This window comes from Flavobacterium sp. FlaQc-52 (assembly GCF_044007495.1).
Taxonomy (GTDB): Bacteria; Bacteroidota; Bacteroidia; order Flavobacteriales; family Flavobacteriaceae; genus Flavobacterium; species Flavobacterium cupriresistens.
The window spans coordinates 54,986-75,510 of the sequence record NZ_JBIPCV010000007.1; the positions used below are offsets into that span (position 1 = coordinate 54,986).

Sequence of the window (20,525 nt, forward strand, 5' to 3'; positions counted from 1 at the left end):
TTGACATAACGGGATTTTGCAAAAATAGGATTTATTATTTTAAACCTGCAATATGCACAGATAAATCAATTAATTTACTAGAATATCCGTACTCATTATCGTACCAAGATACCAATTTGAAGAAGCTTGAATTCAAACCAATTCCGGCAGTAGCATCAACGATAGATGTTCTTGAATCAGAAATAAAATCCTGAGACACAACTGCATCTTCTGTATAACCTAAAATACCTTTCATAGTAGTTTCAGATGCTTTTTTCAAAACAGCCATAATTTCTTCGTAAGTAGTTTCTTTAGCTACTTTTACCGTTAAATCAACTACAGAAACGTCAGCCGTTGGAACACGGAAAGACATACCAGTTAATTTTCCGTTCAAAGCAGGAATTACTTTTCCTACTGCTTTTGCTGCACCGGTAGAAGAAGGGATGATATTTATTGAAGCTGCACGTCCACCTCTCCAGTCTTTTCTTGACGGACCATCTGCAGTCATTTGAGTTGAAGTTGTTGCGTGAACCGTAGTCATTAAACCTTCAACAATTTCGAAATTATCGTGAATAACTTTAGCTAAAGGAGCTAAACAGTTTGTCGTACAAGATGCATTCGAAACAACTGTATCAGATGCTTTTGCCGTTTCGTGATTTACTCCCATTACAAACATCGGAGCATCTGCAGACGGAGCAGAAATGATTACTTTTTTAGCACCACCTGTGATATGTGCATTTGCTGTTTCAAGAGTTGTAAAGAAACCGGTACATTCTGCCACTACATCTACATCAACCTCATTCCATTTCAGGTTTGCTGGTTCTCTTTCGGCAGTAATACGGATATTTCTTCCGTTTACGTATAGTTTTCCTTCTTTTACTTCTACAGTTCCGTTGAAACGACCGTGAACTGAATCATATTTCAATAAATAAGCTAAATGATCTACATCTAATAAGTCATTGATTGCAACTACTTCTACATTATCTCTGTTGAAAGATTCTCTGAAAACGATTCTTCCAATACGTCCAAATCCGTTTATTCCTAATTTTACTTTTGACATTTTACTTAATTTTTGTTTTTTATTACGCTAATTTAAAGTCTAATTTCCTCACAATAAACTTCATTTCTTTCTCACTTATTTTTTTATGTCGACATGATATCAGACACTCTCAGTAACTCTCTATCAATTTCAGATTTCCCTTTAATTGCTTGTTCCAGAGGTGTCAAAGTAACCTTGTCATGTTGCAATCCAACCATGTAATTTGATTTTCCTTCGATTAAAGACTCCACCGCTTTTACTCCCAAGCGGCTTGCTAAAACCCTGTCAAAACAAGATGGAGAACCACCACGTTGCATATGCCCTAAAACGGATACTCTTACATCATATTCAGGTAAATTAGCTTCAACGTAATCTTTTAATTCGAATACGTTTTTACCAATTTTATCGCCTTCCGCAATAACTACTATACTGGATGATTTTCCTGAAGCTTTACTTTTTTGAAGAGAATCAAGTAGTCGCTCTAGACCTAAATCTTCTTCAGGAATAAGAATTTCTTCTGCACCGGCTCCAATTCCGGCATTAAGAGCAATATGACCTGCATCTCTACCCATAACCTCTACAAAAAACAATCGGTTATGTGAACTGGCAGTATCTCTAATTTTATCAATACAATCCACAACTGTATTTAAAGCCGTGTCGTACCCTAAAGTAAAACTGGTTCCAAAAATATCGTTATCAATTGTACCCGGAATTCCCATTACAGGAAAACCAAATTCTGTATTAAAAAGTAATGCTCCGGTAAAACTTCCATCGCCACCTATGACAACCAAAGCATCAACTCCGGATTTTACAAGATTTTCGTGTGCTTTTTTTCTGCCTTCCGGCGTTCTAAAATCCACAGAACGAGCCGATTTTAAGATCGTTCCTCCCTTGTTTACAATATTATTTACACTTCGAGGGCCCATTTCTTTGAAATCTCCTTCGATCATTCCTTGATACCCTCTATAAATTCCTATGCATTCTATATTATGATAAGCACATGTTCGAACAACTGATCGTATTGCGGCATTCATTCCTGGTGAGTCACCTCCTGAGGTTAGAACACCTACTTTTTTTATTGTTTTTGGCATTATTTAAGTATTAAAGTGTAAAATTAGCAAACATTCACCACTTTTCGGGTTATGATTGTAATAAATTAATAAAATATGTTAAATTCAAACGTTTTCGTTAATAAGTTTTTTGATATGAAAAAATTCATTAAAAATAATAAAAGTCTCTTTTTTTAATTAAATCTCTAAAATTAACAATACAATAATGAACTGTTACAAAACTGTCGATTTTAAGAAATAGCTTCAAAAAAGGTTTTATCTCTAATTTTAAGCATAAAAAAACCATTAAATGACATGATGGTTTTCCATTTGTCTGGCTGAGCGAAGTCGAAGCCCTTATTAACTTGACCAGCCTTCGACTTCGCTCAGGATGACAGCCGTACAAAATAGAAATTTCATATAATAGAAAATCGGTATTTAGCTAAATATACTAACCACAAAACCGCAAAGTTGTTTTGCTCCCTTTTTCCAACCTTTGTTCCTTTGTCCCTCTGCACCTTTGCAACTTCCCTTTAAAAAAATCTCGCAAAGACGCAGAGTCGCAAAGTTAAAAAATCAGAATAGAAACTTGGCGACCTTGCGTCTTTGCGAGAAATAACCGTTTAAAAATCAATAGCGAAACAAACTCTTAACCCCTAAATTTAAGCATAAAAAAACCATTACACGACGTAATGGTTTTCTATAGGATATTTTTAACACAAACTTAAAAATCATCATTATCAGGTATTAGTCCCTGATTGTTATTATTTGTTGGTTGCGGCTTTTCTTCTTCTTTTTTATCCGATTTCTTTTTATTCTTATCGGCATCTTTTTTGTTTGAAAATTTCATAAAATCCGGATTTAAATACGAATCCTGTAAATCATCTGTATTGTTTTTTAAAGCTCTTTCTAATTTATGGCTTTTGAATATTTTATTGACCAATTCACTAAAAGTATCAAAATCGACTTCGTACGAAATACCGACTCCCTGGGTATAACCAATTCCTTGTCCTATATAATTGATGTCGTTTTCTTTATTAAACAATCGCAGATTCATCGTTCCATCTTCATTAACACGGTATAGAATTTCAATATCACCAACAATAGCCGATTCATTAACACCTCCAACCGGAACTCCAACCTTACCATTAATCGTAATTCTTTCGTTGACCTGAGACGTAATATTAGCCACAAACTGACCGTCTGCCTCCTGCCCTAATCGCTTATCGGCAGAAATAAAATTCAAATCGATATTGAATTTATCATTATCTGATTTTATAATTCCACCCAACAAACTGGCAGCAGTTTCAGCAAATGTTCCCGACAAATCACTTTGATTAAATCCATCTGCACTCATAAACGAACCGGTCGACAATAGATACAATGCTTGTGTCTGGCGTACGTCTTTGTCATCTAATTTGTATTGTATCTCCGATTTTAAAACACTGCTTACCGATGGAAATTGTATATCAAAATTAGGCTCCGGACTTGTTAAATCTCCTCTTAAACCAATGACTACTTCAACCGGTACTTTTTTATTGAAAGAAGAATTTTCCAGTAATACAGCAGGATTGGCAGACGTTCTATAAACGGCTTCCAAATTTAACTGGGCTTTTAGCGGGTTACCCTCCCAAATAATGGATCCTCCTTTTTTAACGGCGAATTTTTTATCGATTAAACCACCGTATTTAAAATTATAGGTTCCTTCATACGCCTGGAAATCTCCCCACATATTAAATTTACCTAATGTATTAATCTTAAACAATAGCGATCCATATCCTTTCCCTTTCATACCATGCCCCGAATTTCTGTCCAAGATTACCTCGACTTCGGCGTCGGGTGTGATATCAAAGTCAAATTCTAATTCAAGACCGCCGTAATTTTTTGTCTTTTCGGCTATCCCATTCTCCAGATTATATTTTTCTTGCGGCGTTACAAAGTGAATAAAACTGCTTTCGCCAACACTCTGCGCATTATTAATCGGAATCTTAACCTGCGTTCCTTTTTCTGATTTGGCAGCGACTTTAATAAACAAACTTTCTGTCGGACCTTTAATGCTTGCCGTACCATTAATAAAGGCCGTACCAAAATAGGCCGCATCCTCACTATCTTTTGTATCAAGTGCCAGCAATCGCTTGGACGAAATGTTCAAATCTAATTTCCAATCACCAAAATTATGATGCTCAATACTACCATTCAACAGTCCTTTGGTTTTGTATTTTGTATCGGTCAGCTGATTATTTCGAAACAAAAACTTTTCATCCGTTAAATCAATAACAGTACGATCACCCAACTCATAATCTGTATTGAGATACGGAATAGTCATACCGGCTTTTTCAACATATAACCTTCCATTGATTTCGGGTTTCTTCAGATTTCCGACAACCGCTGCATTTCCCGAGACCGTTCCTCTTACATTCGACAGAACTTCGCCGCCGACTGTTCCCAGAGTAGCCAGATTAAAACCTTCGAGTTTTAGATTCATGTCTAAAAAAGTTTCCTTATTCTCTACAGAAAAATTTCCGTCTGCTTTAAACGATTCTGTAAAACCATTTTGTATGGACGAATTTATCGTAAACTTTTTAAAACTTTCATCTCCTGCGATATCAAAATTTAAAGTTCCTAAATCAATTTTATTTAAATTAAGATGATCAATTACAATAGAGGCCGTCGGCTGATAGACATCTTTATTCTGCTTATAATTAACGCTTCCATTCAGATTACCGTTAAACACAAACTTCGAATTGAAAGGTGTAATTTTATTAATATCAACATCCTCAAAATTCAGCACAATGTCTTTATAATCTTTTCCTTTTAAAACCCCATTTAAATCAATTTTCTGATCTTCGTGAGACAAAACAATATTATCGATCTTAAAGTTTTTAAATTCTTTATCAAAAACGATCTGATTGTCTTTTTCAGCATCTTCATTTAAATACCACAAATAGTCTTTGAATTTCATCTCTGACTTATGAATCCCTACAATATTGTTCTTGTCTTTATCTATGGTATGATAGAGATTCATATTAAAATAATCCTCCCCCTTATCTCCCCCTTTAAACTCGGAACGAACAAACAGCGTATCATTTGCCGTAACATTAATCAAACTAAAATCACGTACTTTATAATAAGGTGTCTTAATACTGTCTAACTCTACATAGGCATTGTAAAGTTGATTTTTGTTATCGACATTGATTCTGATATTATCAAATGTATTTTTTGCCGCAGTAATCTTTTGAGAATTGAATTTAAATTTGAATTCATTTAAATCGGAATCAATTTTCCCACGTAAAACTGTTGAGGAGTCAATTTCAATTTCAGGATACAACATTTCGACTACCTTATTATAGACATGCAAATTGAATCTCAAAAACTGTCCTTTTTTGACTTTATAAGGTTTGTAATTGGTATAAAGACTTCCCACAGAATTCATGACCAGTTTATCCAGTTCTTTAAACTGAAATTTACCCACGATTTCTCCATTAACAACATCCGACGAGTTGATGTTAATAGTTCGCAATCGGTCTTTATCAAAATTAGAATTTACCGTTATTTCATCAAAAACATAAGTCGATTTTGGATTTTTATATACCGCATCTTTGATATAAACATTCCCCTGAAGATTCTCAATAGAATTTCCCGTCAATTCGACAATTGCATCACCGGAAAAATGAGAAATGGAATCTTTTACAAATTTCAACTTTCGTAAATCGGCATTTTCAACATTGATATGAAAATCATATTTGCTTTCTCGTTTGCTTAAATCAACCAAACCATCAAATGTCAGACTTACATTCGGATCATTAATAGAGACCTGTCCTTTATAGTATGGCAATTTAAAATTACCGTTTACGACAATATTATTATAGGTGTACTTATTATAATCTAATTTAGCAATATCTCCCTTTACGATTGTATTGAGGTACTTCTCGGTAAAACCAACTCCGTCAACATCTAAGTTTAATGTGGTTCTGCCAATATCTTTTCGCTGTAATAAAGTTCCAACATCAAAATTATCAAGTATAATATTTCCCGAATAAGAGGCTTTGTCAATAAAATCCATATTATTCATATGCAAATCGATTTGACCGTTTCCTAAATCGGTTGTCATTTTAAAATCAGTTTCCAAGGCCGTAGTCGAAACTTTAGCTTTCCCCACCATATTAAATCTGCCCAATCTCTGAATTTCTTTCGGAAGTTTGGTCCCTAAAACACCCGGCAATAAAACAACCAGATCATCATAACTCGAAAGCAGCTTATCAAATTTTCCATCCATAGAAAACTTTTGATTTTCGCTTCCGACAAGATTTCTGAAATTGATTGTTCCAACAATTCTTGAACCGTTGGTATCGCTAAGTCTTAAGCGTCTTAGATTCAAATTATTTAAGGTACCCTTTATTTTAGTTTTAATTTTAAAATGTTGGTTTTTACCCAGTCCATCATAAAAATAACGAATATCATTGGTCGCAATCGAAGCAGAATCCAGTGCAACATCAAACTTTACTTTATCTGTAAAATGCAAAAAGTCTTCTATCTTATAATTCAATATCGCCTGACCGTAAATAGAAGATCTTTTGGTTTTTATAGCCAGATTCTCGACCTTTATTTGCTTTTTGGTGTAACTAAATTTTCCGGCAAAATTAGAAACATACAAACCACGATGATCCAAAAATGAAAACCGGTGAATCGTTGTATTTACATCAGGTCCATACAGTTTAAAATCACTTATGTAAGCGTTAAGCTTTTTAAAATCAAGAAATTTAGGTGTTTTTTTATTCTCGTCTATTACAGAAAAATTACCCCTGGAGATATAGGCATTTTTAGCGGTCAACAAAAAGTGTTTGGTCGATGTAGAGGGCTTGCCTGTTTCAAACAATTTAACAAACTTATTAATATTATTTTCGTCTTCGCCTTTGTACGTTTTCAGGTTAAAAATTAATCCCGTTAAACGCAGATCGCCAAAAATCAGATCGCCGTCGAGTACTCTTTTTATGCTTACAATATCTGTATTAATGAGATCCGAATAGATTAAAGTCTTATTATGATGATCCAGAATAAGAACTTTTTTAAGTTTGACGCCTCCAAAAATATTGATTGCTACTTTTTCTACACTTATTTTAGTTTTAAAATCGGCGTTGAGCGATTCTGTAATATACTTTGCAATTTTTGTCTGAACGACAGGCAAAGACAGTGTTATAGCAAGAGCCAACAAAAGTAAAATTAACCCAATTAGGGTTCGTGATATTATTTTCTTTACTTTTCTGATAGCTCTATAATTTTAGTTTTCTTTTAATTTTATTTTGAACAGACAAAGGACGGCTGTTTTGATAAAATTTCTTTAATTTTGGCGTTTACTGCAATCAAAGAAATTTAGAAATTTGATTTGTCAAATATAATCCAAAATTCGTGCCTTTATATGCAAAATTCAGAGGTTTTTATTCTTGCCATCGAAAGTTCCTGCGATGATACTGCTGCTGCAGTTTTACATAACGATAAAGTACTCTCCAATGTTGTTGCCAATCAGCTAATTCACAATCAATATGGTGGTGTAGTTCCTGAGCTGGCCTCAAGAGCACATCAACAAAATATTGTTCCAGTAATTGACGCTGCACTTCGCAAGGCAAATGTACAAAAAGAACAGTTAACCGCCATTGCATTTACCCAGGGACCTGGTCTGATGGGGTCTCTTTTGGTGGGAAGTTCTTTTAGCAAATCGTTATCACTTGCTTTACAAATTCCGCTAATCGCTGTAAATCACATGCATGCTCATATTTTAGCGCATTTTATAGACGAAGAAGGTTTTGATAAACCCGATTTTCCCTTCCTGGCTTTAACGATTAGTGGCGGACATACACAAATTGTAAAAGTAAACGGTTTCTTTGACATGGAAATCATTGGCGAAACCACAGACGACGCGGTGGGAGAAGCTTTTGACAAGAGCGCCAAAATCCTTGGACTTCCTTATCCGGGTGGACCACTTATCGATAAATATGCCCAATTAGGCAACCCGAAAGCTTTTGCGTTTACAAAACCAAAAGTTCCGGGACTGGATTTTAGTTTCTCGGGATTAAAAACGGCCATTCTATACTTTATTCAGAAGAAAAAATTAGAAAATCCAAATTTCATTGAAGAAAATCTAAACGACATTTGTGCTTCTATACAATATACGATTATCGAAATTTTAATGGACAAATTAAAATTAGCCGTTAAAGAAACCGGAATCACACAAATCGCAATTGGTGGCGGTGTTTCGGCAAATTCAGGTATCAGAACCCGATTAAAAGAAAGTGAAGGCAAATATGGCTGGAAAACTTTTGTACCAAAATTTGAATACACCACAGATAATGCCGCAATGATTGGGATTGTAGGCTATCAAAAATATTTATCAAATCGTTTTGAAACTTCTGCTGTCGTTTCAAAAGCGCGAATTCAATTTTAATTATGCAATTATTTTACAATCCGAATATAGACGAAACTACAGAAAGCTTTTCTTTTGACAAAGAAGAAAGCCGACACATTATAAAAGTTTTACGCAAACAAGATTCGGACATTTTACATGTTACAAATGGTGTCGGTCTTTTGTTTGAAACAGAAATTACTCTGGCTTCCGACAACAAATGTACGGTGCAGGTTCTTTCTGTTAAAAAAGCAGCTGAACCTAAATTTCATTTGCATTTGGCTGTAGCACCGACCAAAATGAATGACCGTTACGAATGGTTTTTAGAGAAAGCCACTGAAATTGGAATTCAGGAAATCACTCCTGTTTTTTGCGATCGCTCAGAGCGAAAAGCAATAAATCCGGAACGATTTGAAAAAATCATTCTTTCGGCAATGAAACAATCCAATGAAACTTTTTTACCAAAGTTAAATCCTGCCATTTCTTTTAAGGAATTCATTAAACAAAAAAAGGAAGGTTTACAATTGATCGCTCATTGCGAAGAAACGGATAAAAAATCACTCAAAGAAGTATTGCAACCCAACCAGAATGTAACTTTACTGATCGGGCCTGAAGGAGATTTTTCAGAAAAAGAAATTGCTTTGGCTTTAGAAAACGATTTTAAACCTGTTACTTTGGGCAATACCCGTTTGCGAACTGAAACAGCAGCAATTGTTGCCTGCCATAGTGTTGTTTTTTTTAATGAAAAATCATAAATAAATTTAGTTCTGTCCTTTCGACGAAGAAGAAATCATATCCAAATTATCACCAACTGTGTGTTTAGCCAGTGCGATTTCTCCTTCGTCGAAACGACAAGAATAATGCATGCTAAAGGGAAAATACCTGAATAATTTATACTTGTATGAAAAAAATACTCTACTTATTATTACTCGTTTCTGTTTCTTCTTTTTCTCAGGAAATTGCTTTATTAAAATACAGTGGTGGTGGCGATTGGTATGCAAACCCTACTTCGTTGCCCAATTTAATTCAGTTTTGCAATGCAAACATCAACACCCGAATAAAACCAAAACCCTCTACGGTTGAACCGAGCAATCCTGATTTACTCTCCTACCCGTTTGTACATATGACGGGACACGGAAATGTGGTTTTCAGCGACAGCGATGTAAGCAATTTAAGAAATTATTTAACCGGTGGCGGTTTCCTTCATATTGATGATAATTTTGGAATGGATCAATACATTCGAAAAGAAATCAAAAAAATATTCCCCAACAATAATCTGATTGAACTTCCGGCTAATCATCCTATCTTTCAAAAGCCTTTTCCGTTTCCCAACGGACTTCCAAAAATTCATGAACACGATGGAACCCGTGCGCAGGCTTTCGGGATTTTTATCGACAACAAATTAGTCCTGTTATATACCTACGAATGTGACTTAGGTGATGGATGGGAAGACCCCGAAGTACACAACGACCCTGCTGCCGTTAGAGACAAAGCTTTAAAAATGGGAGCAAACATTATCAATTATATTTTTACCAACTAATCCTTAAGAAGTGCAGCTAACTCACGAAGAAAATCAATTTGAAAGAAAAACGTTTCCGATAACCTTAGTGTGCGATCATATCTATTTTCAGCAGAATATTGGCTCTCTTTTTAGAATTTCAGAAGCTTTTGGAGTGGAAAACATTATCTTTTTAGGAAAGGACATCCCCCTGACACCCCGAAAAATAAACAAAACCTCCAGAAGTACACATCTTCATGTACCTCATAGTATAATTGAAAAAACAGACGATTTAATTCCTTATTTAATCGAAAACGACTTCGAAATTATTGCTTTGGAAATTGCCAGCAATAGTAAACCTCTTAGAGAAGTCCAAATTCCGGAAAACAAAAAAATTGCTCTTTTAATAGGCAGTGAAATTGATGGAATTTCAGACGAATTATTAAAAATAGCACATCAAATTGTTCACATCAACATGTTTGGGAACAACAGCAGTATGAATGTTGTACAAGCGGCGAGTATTGCTTTGTATGAATTTACTTCTTAATAATTTCGTTTTATTTTTGTAGGAACTACGCTATACAAGGGATTGTAAAATTCTTACATATTTTTTTGGTGTAAATATTTTTTTACAATAATTTTTTGTCATAAAGTTGCATTATTGTTTAACTAAAACCAATAATTATAACAAAAAACCCCTATTATTATGAAAAAAGTATTATTATCATCATTATTAGTTCTTTTGATGCTTTCTTGTCAAAATGATCAAACTGAGTCTTCAAAAGTAGAAACTGCTGCCCAGGATCGTCTGGCATGTTCCACACAAGAAGTATTAGAAGCACAACTAAAAGCTGATCCGACATTGGCTATCAGAATGAACGAAATCGAAGCCTTCACGGCTAAGCAAGCGCTTTCAAACCCAACTGGTCGTGCAATGGCAGGTCCTGTTACCATTCATGTAGTCGTAAATGTACTATACAGAACCGCTGCTGAGAACATCTCAAATGCGCAAATTCAATCGCAAATCGATGTTTTAAACAAAGATTTTAATGCGTTAAACTCTGACATAGGTAGTGTTCCGGCTCTTTTTGCGGGCGTAACAGCAAATGTAGGAATCACGTTTGTATTGGATCAGGTTATCAGAAAATCTACTACAAAAACTTCTTGGGGGACTAATGACGCTATGAAAAAAACAGCTCAAGGTGGTTTAAACCCAACTTCACCTACTACAAAACTTAATATCTGGTCTTGCCCTATTGGTGGAGGAATTCTTGGTTATGCGCAATTTCCGGGAGGTTCAGCTGCAACTGACGGCGTAGTGCTTGATCCGAAAAACTTCGGATTATCGGGTGCAGCAAATGCTCCTTACAACTTAGGAAGAATTGGTACTCACGAAGTAGGTCACTGGGCAAATTTACGTCACATCTGGGGAGATACAACTTGCGGAAGCGACTTAGTAGCAGACACTCCTACTCACAATACTTCAAATAGCGGTGCACCGGCCTATCCACACTACAGCACTTGTGCAGGAACTCCTGTAGAAATGACGATGAACTACATGGATTATACTAATAACTACTCTATGTATATGTTCTCTAATGGACAAAAAAGCAGAATGCTTGCTATATTTGCTACTGGTGGTGTTAGAGCTGCTTATGCTCTATAAAATAACAAAAGAATTTTTTAAAAAAAAAGCGAGATGTACGACATCTCGCTTTTTTTTTATCGGGTATGTTGTAATAAAAACACGGGACTTTCTAAAAATAATAAAAATCACTTTCAAAAGAAGTCAAACGGATAAAAATTCAACTCAAAATGTTAAAATTCACCCATCCGATTATTCTTATAAATTGACTCGCTAACAAATGCATAATGAACGTTATAGAAATCAAAAATATCAATTTGTAAGAAATAACACCTTAAAAAAATTGCGTTTTTTTTAGTAAGAACTAGACTATACAAGGGATTGTAAATTTCTCACAAAATATTTATTGTAAAATTTTTGTTACAATAAATATTTAGTTATAAAATTGCCATATTGTTTAACTAATCAACAATAATATAACAAAAACCCCTTTTATTATGAAAAAAGTTTTTTTATCTGCATTTACAGCACTTTTGCTGTTTTCATGTCAAAATGACCAAACAACTGAAGCTTCTAACCCGGAAGCTAGTGCGATTGCCCTTCGCGGATGTGCATCGCAAGACGTATTAACAGCTCAATTAAAAGCTGATCCAACTTTAGCGATCAGAATGAATCAAATTGAAGCTTTTACTACAGAACAACTTCTAAGTGGCCGTGTTGGCAAATTGGTAAACGGTAAAGTGCAAATTCCTGTTGTAGTAAATGTTTTATACAAAACTACTGCAGAAAACATTTCTGATGCACAAATTCAATCTCAGATTGATGTCTTAAACAAAGATTTTAATGCTTTAAATTCAGACTACAATAGTGTACCAGCGCTATTTGCAGGTGTGAAAGCGAATGTAGGAATTTCGTTTGTTTTAGATAAAATTAACAGAAAATCTACAACAAAAACTTCTTGGGGAACTAATGATGCTATGAAAAAAACAGCTCAAGGTGGTTTAAATCCAACAACTCCAACAACAAAACTTAACTTATGGGCTTGTAAAATTGGTGGTGGAATCCTTGGATATGCACAATTTCCTGGAGGATCTTCTGCTACAGACGGTGTTGTAATCGATACAAAATATTTTGGATTATCCGGTTCTGGAAGTGCTCCTTACAATTTAGGTAGAACTGGAACTCACGAAGTAGGTCACTGGATGAATTTACGTCACATCTGGGGAGATGCAAATTGTGGAAGCGATTTAGTATCTGATACACCAACACACAATACAGCAAACTACGGAGTACCTGCTTACCCACACTTAAGCACTTGTTCTGGAACTCCTGTAGAAATGACAATGAACTACATGGACTATACTGACGATGCTGGTATGTACATGTTCTCTACTGGACAAAAAAACAGAATGGCTGCTATTTTTGTAACTGGCGGACCAAGAGCAGCTTTTGGTATCTAAACCAAAAATTGAAAAATATACTTAAAAGCGGGATGGTTTCATCCCGCTTTTTTTATGTTTCCTATTAAATTAAAAAGCTTTTCTTATATTTACTTGAACTTTAAAGACCCAACATGATCACATCAAAAACAATATCTAACGGAATTTTAAGAGCTCTTGCTACCATATTAATTACCGGAGCACTCTTATACTTTTTATACGAAATACAAACCGTAATCGTATACCTCTGTATATCCCTGATATTGTGCCTGATTGCAAACCCTTTGGTTCAGTTTTTAAAAAATAAATTAAAATTCGGCAATTCGTTAGCCGCATCAACCACAATCTTATTTTTCATCCTAATGATGGTTGGTTTTATACTGCTTTTTGTTCCCTTAATCATTTCTCAGGCCAATAATCTGTCTTTATTAGACACCAATCATTTGCAGCAGCAATTTGTAGAGACCGAAAAAAGTATCGAAACTTATTTTAACATTCAACATGTAGATTTAAACAAAGTACTGAAAGAATCTAAAATAACTTCCATGTTCGATTTTAGCTATTTTACCCGTTTTATAAACTCAATTATGGGATTCATGGCTGATATGGGGATGGGACTGGTTTCTGTATTCTTTATTACGTTCTTTTTCATCAAAGATCAGGATACTTTTAAAGATCAGGCCAGAAGGGTTCTTCCAGATACCAATGAGGATAAAATTCTAAATTCGATTACTAAAATAAACCATTTACTAACCCGATATTTTGTTGGTTTGCTATTACAGTTAACCGTAGTATTTATCCTTTATTTAATTGTTCTGATCATTTTCGGAAATAAAAATGCATTTGTTATCGCATTTTTGTGCGCCATTTTAAACGTGATTCCGTATGTGGGTCCAATTATAGGAACCACTTTAGCAGGAATTCTAACGATGATCAGTTTAATTGGTAAAGACTTTCAATCCGAAATTTTACCTACTACCATTTATGTAATCATTGGATTTTTGGTTGTTCAGGCCATCGATAATAACATCAGTCAACCTATAATTTCATCAAAAAGTGTAAATTCGCACCCGTTAGAAATATTTCTGGTTATTTTAATCAGTGGAATTACTTTTGGAATTGTCGGCATGATCATCGCTATTCCGGTATTTACAATGCTAAAAGTAATTTTAAAAGAATTTTTTCCTAACAACAAAATTGTCTCCGTATTAACCGAAAGAATTTAGCATTGAACACTTCTATTTTAAGCAAACCTATTCAAGACTTTATAACTCAAAATAGTGGTGTCTCGATTTCAAAATTAGCACTCCAGAAAAATCCGTTTCCTGAGGTGGACTGGATATTAATTTTAAATCAAATTGAAGCCAAATCTAAGGCAAAAGATAAACTGCCAACCTGGTTTTCTACAGAAAATATTATTTATCCGAGTAAAATTTCAGTAGAGCAAACTTCATCTGAAAAAACGGCTGTCTATAAAACATCTTTAATTTCCGGAGCCACTTTAATAGATCTTACAGGAGGTTTTGGGGTAGATGACTATTATTTTGCAAAAAATTTCAATACGATAGCACATTGTGAGATCAATGCAGATTTATCGGCTATAGTACAACATAATTTCAAACAACTTGGCGTTAAAAACTGCAGCTTTTATGCGGCAGATTCTACTACTGTTTTAAGCGAATCCGATCAAAAATGGGATTGGATGTATATTGATCCCTCGCGAAGAAATGATGCAAAGGGTAAGGTTTTTATGCTCAAGGATTGTTTGCCTAATGTTCCCGAATTACTTCCTTTTTATTTCGAAAAAACAAATTCAATTTTAATAAAAACGGCTCCGCTATTAGACATTTCAGCAGGTTTATCTGAATTGAAATTTGTAAAAAACATTCATATTATTGCGCTTGAAAATGAAGTCAAAGAGTTACTTTTTGAAATTCACAATCACTATTCAGGTCCAATAACAATTAAAACTGCTAATATTTTAAAGGATAAAACGGAAACATTTGAATTTGTTTTAGATCATGATGGTGATTTCCCGACCTATCATTTACCTCAAAAATATTTGTACGAACCCAATTCGGCGATTATGAAATCGGGTGGTTTTGATGAAGTTAGTGCCGCTTTTAAAATAAACAAACTCCATAAACATTCTCATTTGTATACCGCAACGGAATTAATCGATTTTCCCGGAAGAGTTTTTGAGATCGAAAAAACCATTTCATACAACAAAAATGATATGAAAACGGAATTGTTAAACCAGCAGGCAAATGTTACCACAAGAAATTTTCCTGACACGGTCGAAAACATTAGAAAAAAATGGAAAATAAAAAACGGAGGAAATCTTTATTGTTTTTTCACAACTGATAAAAATGATAACAAAATAGTTTTAATTTGCAGAAAAATAACTTAACAATGAAACAACTAATTACACTAACTTTTTTTCTATTAACCTTTACAGCATTTGCACAAAAACCATGCGAATACAGCGCAAACGTAAACGATTCCATTGGTACCTATAAAGTAACAAATGAATACCTGATGAGCGAGAAGTACTTTGGAGGAAGCTTCAGTTATGTTTTCTTTACACTAGCGCAAACAGATGGTTTGCCAACCTTAAATTTTCAACTTATCCAAAAAAGCAAAGACTTTATAAAAGCGAATTGTTTTGATCCAAATTCAAAAGTATATCTACAATTGGAAAACGGAAAAATAGTTACTTTAAAACATATCAATCAAGAAAGTTGCGGTACCCTTATTCATGACGAAAAAGGTTTTGACAATCGTGTTAATACCGGTATTTTTATGTTCTTAAAAGACAATTATGAAGACCTCAAAAAATCTCCGGTTTCGATTATGCGTATTAAATACTTGACGAACACTGAAGATTATATTCTAAAAGCGGACCTGGTATCTGAAATGAATGCTAAAACCTATCATCCAAATACCTATTTCATGGACAATATCAGATGTGTGGAATAACTACTCGCATTTCCATTTCTGATTCGAAACCGCATCTTTTAAACCTGTTTTTAAATTATAATGCCACCATTCTGAGTCAAAAGAATTAAAGCCATTTCGCACCATTACTTTTTTAAGGTATTTTCTATTGGAAAGCACTTTTTTTGAAAGTTTCGTATAGTTATGGCTTGCCTGAATTCCGAAAAAATCAAAAGGAGTTCCCATATCCAGTTCTTTTCCGGTTGCATCAACAAGTGAAATATCAACGGCTCCTCCTCTATTGTGGATGGAGCCTTTTTTTGGATCAGCAACATACTCCGCATTTGACACAATCTCCCACATCTTTTTTTGAATCGATAAAGGTCTATAACAATCGAAAAGTTTGATTTTATAACCGTCTTTCATAAAATCTTTATTGGCCGAGACTAAGGCCTGAACTGTCTTTAATCGCAAAAGGCATTCTGCACAATCGTACACTTTGGCTTTGAGGAAATTATCTTCAGTAGCATATTTCATGTCATACACAAACTCTTTACTGTAGTCTTTCAAATTGACAAACGTTGTGTCGGCTACAACAGTATCCGAAGTATAACATTCTAGCTGCGCCTGCATTGAAAGAACGAAGAAAAAAGCGCCACACAAGAGAAATTTTTTAAGGGATAAACACTTCATAATGGATTGTTGCAAAATTAAAAATAGACCGACGGCAACGAATTTAATAAAATTTCATCTGACATCACGCAAAATAAGCTACCGACTGCACTCTAAGGGTCTCTTTAAATTTATAATTATAGAAAGAGTATAGCTTTTTTGACCTGAAATCAGGAGCATTTTTGCCACGAATTACACTAATTTTCTCTAATTTCTTTAGGAGCTGTAAAATAGGCCAAATCATTTTAATCCTTTAATCAGTGGCAAAAATTTTCTACTAAAAATCGCCATAATTAATTCGTAAAAATCAGTAAATTTAATTTTTCAATTTAAACCTCAAAACGATGAAAAAACTGCTATTACTATTACTTTGTACAATTGGATTTTCGGCCTATTCACAAACTTCGAAAGAACTTGTTGGAAAATGGCAACTGGTAAAATGGACACAAAACGGAAAAGAAAAAGACATTCAATCTTACTTTAAAACAGATCAGGTTTATCAGGTCTTTTCTGATGGCGGAGAATTTCAAAGTATTAATGGTGACAAAATTAAAAAAGGCAAGTGGAAACTTTCTGATGATAACTCCGAATTAACCATCATTTCAACTCTTATGCCTATAAAATTTCAAATCGATTCTTTTGATGCTCAGAAACGAGTTATGACTTACGAATCATTGGGTACTTTTGAGTATAAAAAAGTAGTCGATTAAAGCTTTTAGTTGTTTTATATTTGAAATTAGACCGTTTATACCTCATTTTCTTAATTATAATCATATTGATTTGAAATGATTTATTGGTAGTTTAAATTGATTCAATCAATTGGGTGGCTACTAAACTTTTGGACTATTATGAGGAGTGGAAACATCCTATTGGATTTTCTCTTGCTTTAGTTTAGTGCTATTAAGTTGAGCTGTTTTTTCACGCGGATTTTGCGGATTTTACGGATTCCGCGGATTTTTTTTATTTGATTCCGCTAAAATCTGTGTGTGGCTTTTTTTGATAGTCTTTAACTTAATGACTTTTTTTCACGTAGATTTTGGGGATTCTGCGGATTTTTTTTCATTCTGCTAAAATCTGCGTGAGGCTTTTTTTGATAATCTTTAACTTAATGATTTTTTTTCTCGCAGATTCTGGGCATTCCGCGGATTTTTTTTATTTGATTCCGCTAAAATCTGTGTGTGGCTTTTTTTGATAGTCTTTAACTTAATGACATTGAGTTAAAGTAGAAAGGCAACTCAAATAAAGTAATACTCCATTTTATTTTGTTTAAAAAGTATACCAAGAAGGTACAGTCAACCCTCCTTTACTATCATAAAAAACAAATTCTACTTTTTGATAACCTGGCAAGGCATACTCCCATTGATTCAGATTAGAAACGTTATAATTTATAGTACCATGTGCACCAACGGAATCATCAGCGGCATAAATGGTAACTGTTTTATCGGATAAATTAATTATGCGGTGCAACATACCGGGTTTAGCATTATTAGGCAAGTAAAGAGATAAATTGACCGCAAGTCGATCCGTCATTACCACTTGACTAATCGTAGTCGACAAAGTAAAACTTGAATTGGATGTATAAATAAAATACGTTTCTGTTGTTGGTTTCCAAACTACATTACCGCTTGCATCTGCTGCAGTTGCAACCTGACCTATTATTGGAATTGCTCTGTCTGAACCTTTTGTGATTGCTAATGAACTTAAGGTAGTTCTTCCTGTTGTTTCGTCAATAAAGAGTTCATCGAAGTTTCGGTCTTTATTATAAATCGTAAATCTTCCAAGATTTTTATATAATTGAAACTCTTTAGTATTTGCTGTTGCCCGATCTTTCATAATAAGGTTTTTACCTGCTATATTCAAATCTTGTGTGGCGGTATGATTTCCTAAATTGTCTTTTCCATTGGTTACTGCTGTCGTTACAAAACCGGTTGTCGCAATAGAAGTGTCATCATCTCCTTCGAATGCTGTGACCGCTTTGGCATCACCACTGAATGTTGGGGCTACAATGGGTGCTTTTTTATCCAATTCCACTTTCAATCCTGCTGGTTGAACCGCTACTGTTGTGGAGGTTCCCAAAGTTGTTTCTGTTGCAGTTGCCAATTGAACTTTGCCTGCTTGTGTTAGTGAAGCGGCTTTAATTGTCGGAAGTGCAGCTGTACCTGTTAGATCTCCGGCTAATTGTATTTTCCCTGTCGCGGTGGCGGTTGCATCGGACGTTGCCGGAACCGCTGCTACTTTTGTGTCAACATAGTGTTTAGTAGCTGCCTCTAAATTTAAAGTTGGGTCTGCCGACAATAATAGTGAACCAGTCATAGTGCCTCCTGCGAGCGGAACGTACTGTCCACTAGCCGAAGTATTGTACCAGACCTTCCCATCCCATATTTCCAGTACGTTTGTTGTAGTATTATAAATAATCAAACCAATTGCCGCAGAAACAATAAGATTCCTTTCTGCTGTCGTCATTCTTGGTGGCAAGAAGCCTTTATTGGTAGACTCCACTTCTAAAGCGGCAGAGATATTAAGTTGCGTCGGATTATTTCCTATTTTCTGAACGATTTGTGCCTGAATCATACAACCGGTAAAAAAAACAAACACTCTGGTAATTATTGTTCTCATTGCTCTCCCTTTTATTTTAAGTTATACCTCACCATCTTTCTGACCCTCTATGAATTCTATTCTATCGATAAATAAAACTTTCTAAACTACTACTAATCATTATTTTCTTCTATCCAGAACAAATTCATATTAATTTGTAGTAAAATTCGCTAAATTTTATCACATTAAACCATATCTATGTATAATTGAAAGGATTTTATTAATTTACGTTACTACTTAATTAATTTATAAGTAATTTAAACACAAACAAAGTTCGTTGTGTCACTAAAACCATCTAAGGCGATTGCGAAAAGGGTATTCCATATCCGGATCATTGATAAAATGTTCTTAAAAAACTGATTGTAACATTTTTCGATTGTAGTCGTCTACTCCTTAACCAACTACTCAAAATATGAACTCAGCCAAAAAAACAGCAAGAATAGCCGGTATATTGTATTTAATAATTGCCATCACGGGTGCCTTTGGAATTATGTATGTTCCAACACAATTGTTTGTGAGTAACGACATCAATTTGACGGCAAAGAATATTCTAGATCATGAATTACTCTTTCGATTTGGAGTCTTTAGTAACTTAGTCTGTCAAACGGTATTTGTCTTTTTAGCTTTGACTTTGTACAATCTATTTAAGAATGTCAGCGCACACTTGGCACGTACTCTGGTCGCTTTAGTACTGGTGGGTGTTCCGATTGCCTTTTTCATTATTTTTAATGAATACTATTTACTACTGATTCTGAAAGAAAACTTTATGACCAACTTTTCTTCCATTCAACAAAATACGTTGGCGATGTTGAGCTTAAAAATGTATGGGAATGGAAATGTTATTATTGGAATTTTCTGGGGGCTTTGGCTCATTCCTTTTGGACAATTAGTTTATAAATCAAAATTTATCCCGAAAATATTGGGGATACTTTTAATTCTTGGTGGTTTATCTTATTTAATAGATACTACCGCTTTTATCCTTTTCCCGGAGTATCACTCTAAAACGGGGATTCTGGTGGGTATAACATCTGCGACTGCAGAACTTGCAATGGTTTTATGGCTTTTGATAAAGGGAGTCAAAAACAATAGTATTGCGTAAGTAAGCTGCAATACTATTTTCCTTGCCTCATTGCCCTTGCACTTTATTTTTTAATGTTCGAAAATATAAACATTTTCATGATTTAAGGAATGCAAAATATACTGAGGAAGCTATATTCTTTCACAGCAAAAAAATAGCCTATTGTTCTATGCTTACAGAAACTGCTGCAGGCAAATACTCGAACAAAAATAGTTTTGTCCACGAAAAAAACGACTACCCGCTAATCAATTCGTCGG

At 34.5% G+C, this 20,525-nt stretch carries 16 protein-coding genes; 11 read left to right on the top strand and 5 right to left on the bottom strand.

Features of this window, described 5'->3' with window-relative positions:
- Nucleotides 1-34: 34 nt before the first annotated feature.
- The 3 genes from gap to ACHRV5_RS13490 form a co-directional block, all read right to left on the bottom strand.
- Nucleotides 35-1,039 (bottom strand): type I glyceraldehyde-3-phosphate dehydrogenase, encoded by a 1,005-nt coding sequence (gap, locus tag ACHRV5_RS13480; RefSeq protein ID WP_395427094.1) that lies wholly within the window; start codon nucleotides 1,037-1,039, stop codon nucleotides 35-37.
- An 83-nt stretch (nucleotides 1,040-1,122) separates the two neighbouring features.
- Entirely contained in the window at nucleotides 1,123-2,109 is a 987-nt protein-coding gene (gene pfkA / locus ACHRV5_RS13485) for a 6-phosphofructokinase (protein WP_047773389.1), read from the bottom strand.
- Between the two features lie 682 nt (nucleotides 2,110-2,791).
- Complete coding sequence (locus ACHRV5_RS13490) at nucleotides 2,792-7,279, bottom strand: translocation/assembly module TamB domain-containing protein (RefSeq protein ID WP_395427095.1); 4,488 nt, start codon at nucleotides 7,277-7,279, stop codon at nucleotides 2,792-2,794.
- A 204-nt stretch (nucleotides 7,280-7,483) separates the two neighbouring features.
- Here ACHRV5_RS13490 and tsaD point away from each other — a divergent pair, with 204 nt between their 5' ends.
- From tsaD to ACHRV5_RS13535, 9 genes are all read left to right on the top strand, one after another.
- Complete coding sequence (gene tsaD / locus ACHRV5_RS13495) at nucleotides 7,484-8,506, top strand: tRNA (adenosine(37)-N6)-threonylcarbamoyltransferase complex transferase subunit TsaD (protein WP_230002464.1); 1,023 nt, start codon at nucleotides 7,484-7,486, stop codon at nucleotides 8,504-8,506.
- 2 nt (nucleotides 8,507-8,508) lie between these two features.
- Nucleotides 8,509-9,219 (top strand): 16S rRNA (uracil(1498)-N(3))-methyltransferase, encoded by a 711-nt coding sequence (locus ACHRV5_RS13500; RefSeq protein ID WP_395427096.1) that lies wholly within the window; start codon nucleotides 8,509-8,511, stop codon nucleotides 9,217-9,219.
- A 146-nt stretch (nucleotides 9,220-9,365) separates the two neighbouring features.
- The gene (locus ACHRV5_RS13505; protein ID WP_395427097.1) at nucleotides 9,366-10,004 is read left to right on the top strand and encodes a DUF4159 domain-containing protein; all 639 of its coding nucleotides are present in this window, start codon (nucleotides 9,366-9,368) and stop codon (nucleotides 10,002-10,004) included.
- A gap of 10 nt (nucleotides 10,005-10,014) precedes the next feature.
- Nucleotides 10,015-10,509: a TrmH family RNA methyltransferase gene (locus tag ACHRV5_RS13510; protein WP_047773395.1), complete on the top strand. Its 495-nt coding sequence runs from the start codon at nucleotides 10,015-10,017 to the stop codon at nucleotides 10,507-10,509.
- Between the two features lie 159 nt (nucleotides 10,510-10,668).
- Nucleotides 10,669-11,628 (top strand): zinc metalloprotease, encoded by a 960-nt coding sequence (locus tag ACHRV5_RS13515; RefSeq protein ID WP_395427098.1) that lies wholly within the window; start codon nucleotides 10,669-10,671, stop codon nucleotides 11,626-11,628.
- A 416-nt stretch (nucleotides 11,629-12,044) separates the two neighbouring features.
- A complete protein-coding gene (locus tag ACHRV5_RS13520) occupies nucleotides 12,045-13,007 on the top strand; it encodes a zinc metalloprotease (protein WP_395427099.1) in 963 nt (320 codons plus the stop codon).
- A 113-nt stretch (nucleotides 13,008-13,120) separates the two neighbouring features.
- Complete coding sequence (locus ACHRV5_RS13525; RefSeq protein ID WP_230002468.1) at nucleotides 13,121-14,212, top strand: AI-2E family transporter; 1,092 nt, start codon at nucleotides 13,121-13,123, stop codon at nucleotides 14,210-14,212.
- Nucleotides 14,213-14,214: 2 nt separating this feature from the next.
- The gene (locus ACHRV5_RS13530; RefSeq protein WP_395427100.1) at nucleotides 14,215-15,396 is read left to right on the top strand and encodes a class I SAM-dependent methyltransferase; all 1,182 of its coding nucleotides are present in this window, start codon (nucleotides 14,215-14,217) and stop codon (nucleotides 15,394-15,396) included.
- Between the two features lie 2 nt (nucleotides 15,397-15,398).
- The gene (locus tag ACHRV5_RS13535; protein WP_230002470.1) at nucleotides 15,399-15,965 is read left to right on the top strand and encodes a hypothetical protein; all 567 of its coding nucleotides are present in this window, start codon (nucleotides 15,399-15,401) and stop codon (nucleotides 15,963-15,965) included.
- Here ACHRV5_RS13535 and ACHRV5_RS13540 read toward each other — a convergent pair whose 3' ends face one another.
- Nucleotides 15,966-16,556 (bottom strand): M15 family metallopeptidase, encoded by a 591-nt coding sequence (locus ACHRV5_RS13540; RefSeq protein WP_395427101.1) that lies wholly within the window; start codon nucleotides 16,554-16,556, stop codon nucleotides 15,966-15,968.
- Nucleotides 16,557-16,939: 383 nt separating this feature from the next.
- Between ACHRV5_RS13540 and ACHRV5_RS13545 the strand changes: the two genes are divergently transcribed.
- Entirely contained in the window at nucleotides 16,940-17,305 is a 366-nt protein-coding gene (locus tag ACHRV5_RS13545; RefSeq protein WP_047773410.1) for a lipocalin family protein, read from the top strand.
- A 556-nt stretch (nucleotides 17,306-17,861) separates the two neighbouring features.
- On the opposite strand, the gene ACHRV5_RS13550 is transcribed toward ACHRV5_RS13545, so the two are convergent.
- Nucleotides 17,862-19,211: a hypothetical protein gene (locus ACHRV5_RS13550; RefSeq protein WP_395427102.1), complete on the bottom strand. Its 1,350-nt coding sequence runs from the start codon at nucleotides 19,209-19,211 to the stop codon at nucleotides 17,862-17,864.
- A gap of 391 nt (nucleotides 19,212-19,602) precedes the next feature.
- Here ACHRV5_RS13550 and ACHRV5_RS13555 point away from each other — a divergent pair, with 391 nt between their 5' ends.
- Nucleotides 19,603-20,289, top strand: a complete 687-nt coding sequence (locus tag ACHRV5_RS13555; RefSeq protein WP_047773413.1) for a DUF4386 domain-containing protein — start codon at nucleotides 19,603-19,605, stop codon at nucleotides 20,287-20,289.
- Nucleotides 20,290-20,525 lie beyond the last annotated feature (236 nt).

What these genes read in the sequence shown, in the direction of transcription:
- gap (WP_395427094.1), bottom strand. Translation starts at nt 1,039, where the DNA reads ATGTCAAAAGTAAAATTAGGAATAAACGGATTTGGACGTATTGGAAGA.
- pfkA (WP_047773389.1), bottom strand. Translation starts at nt 2,109, where the DNA reads ATGCCAAAAACAATAAAAAAAGTAGGTGTTCTAACCTCAGGAGGTGAC.
- tsaD (WP_230002464.1), top strand. Translation starts at nt 7,484, where the DNA reads ATGCAAAATTCAGAGGTTTTTATTCTTGCCATCGAAAGTTCCTGCGAT.
- ACHRV5_RS13500 (WP_395427096.1), top strand. Translation starts at nt 8,509, where the DNA reads ATGCAATTATTTTACAATCCGAATATAGACGAAACTACAGAAAGCTTT.
- ACHRV5_RS13505 (WP_395427097.1), top strand. Translation starts at nt 9,366, where the DNA reads ATGAAAAAAATACTCTACTTATTATTACTCGTTTCTGTTTCTTCTTTT.
- ACHRV5_RS13515 (WP_395427098.1), top strand. Translation starts at nt 10,669, where the DNA reads ATGAAAAAAGTATTATTATCATCATTATTAGTTCTTTTGATGCTTTCT.
- ACHRV5_RS13520 (WP_395427099.1), top strand. Translation starts at nt 12,045, where the DNA reads ATGAAAAAAGTTTTTTTATCTGCATTTACAGCACTTTTGCTGTTTTCA.
- ACHRV5_RS13525 (WP_230002468.1), top strand. Translation starts at nt 13,121, where the DNA reads ATGATCACATCAAAAACAATATCTAACGGAATTTTAAGAGCTCTTGCT.
- ACHRV5_RS13535 (WP_230002470.1), top strand. Translation starts at nt 15,399, where the DNA reads ATGAAACAACTAATTACACTAACTTTTTTTCTATTAACCTTTACAGCA.
- ACHRV5_RS13540 (WP_395427101.1), bottom strand. Translation starts at nt 16,556, where the DNA reads ATGCAGGCGCAGCTAGAATGTTATACTTCGGATACTGTTGTAGCCGAC.
- ACHRV5_RS13545 (WP_047773410.1), top strand. Translation starts at nt 16,940, where the DNA reads ATGAAAAAACTGCTATTACTATTACTTTGTACAATTGGATTTTCGGCC.
- ACHRV5_RS13550 (WP_395427102.1), bottom strand. Translation starts at nt 19,211, where the DNA reads ATGAGAACAATAATTACCAGAGTGTTTGTTTTTTTTACCGGTTGTATG.
- ACHRV5_RS13555 (WP_047773413.1), top strand. Translation starts at nt 19,603, where the DNA reads ATGAACTCAGCCAAAAAAACAGCAAGAATAGCCGGTATATTGTATTTA.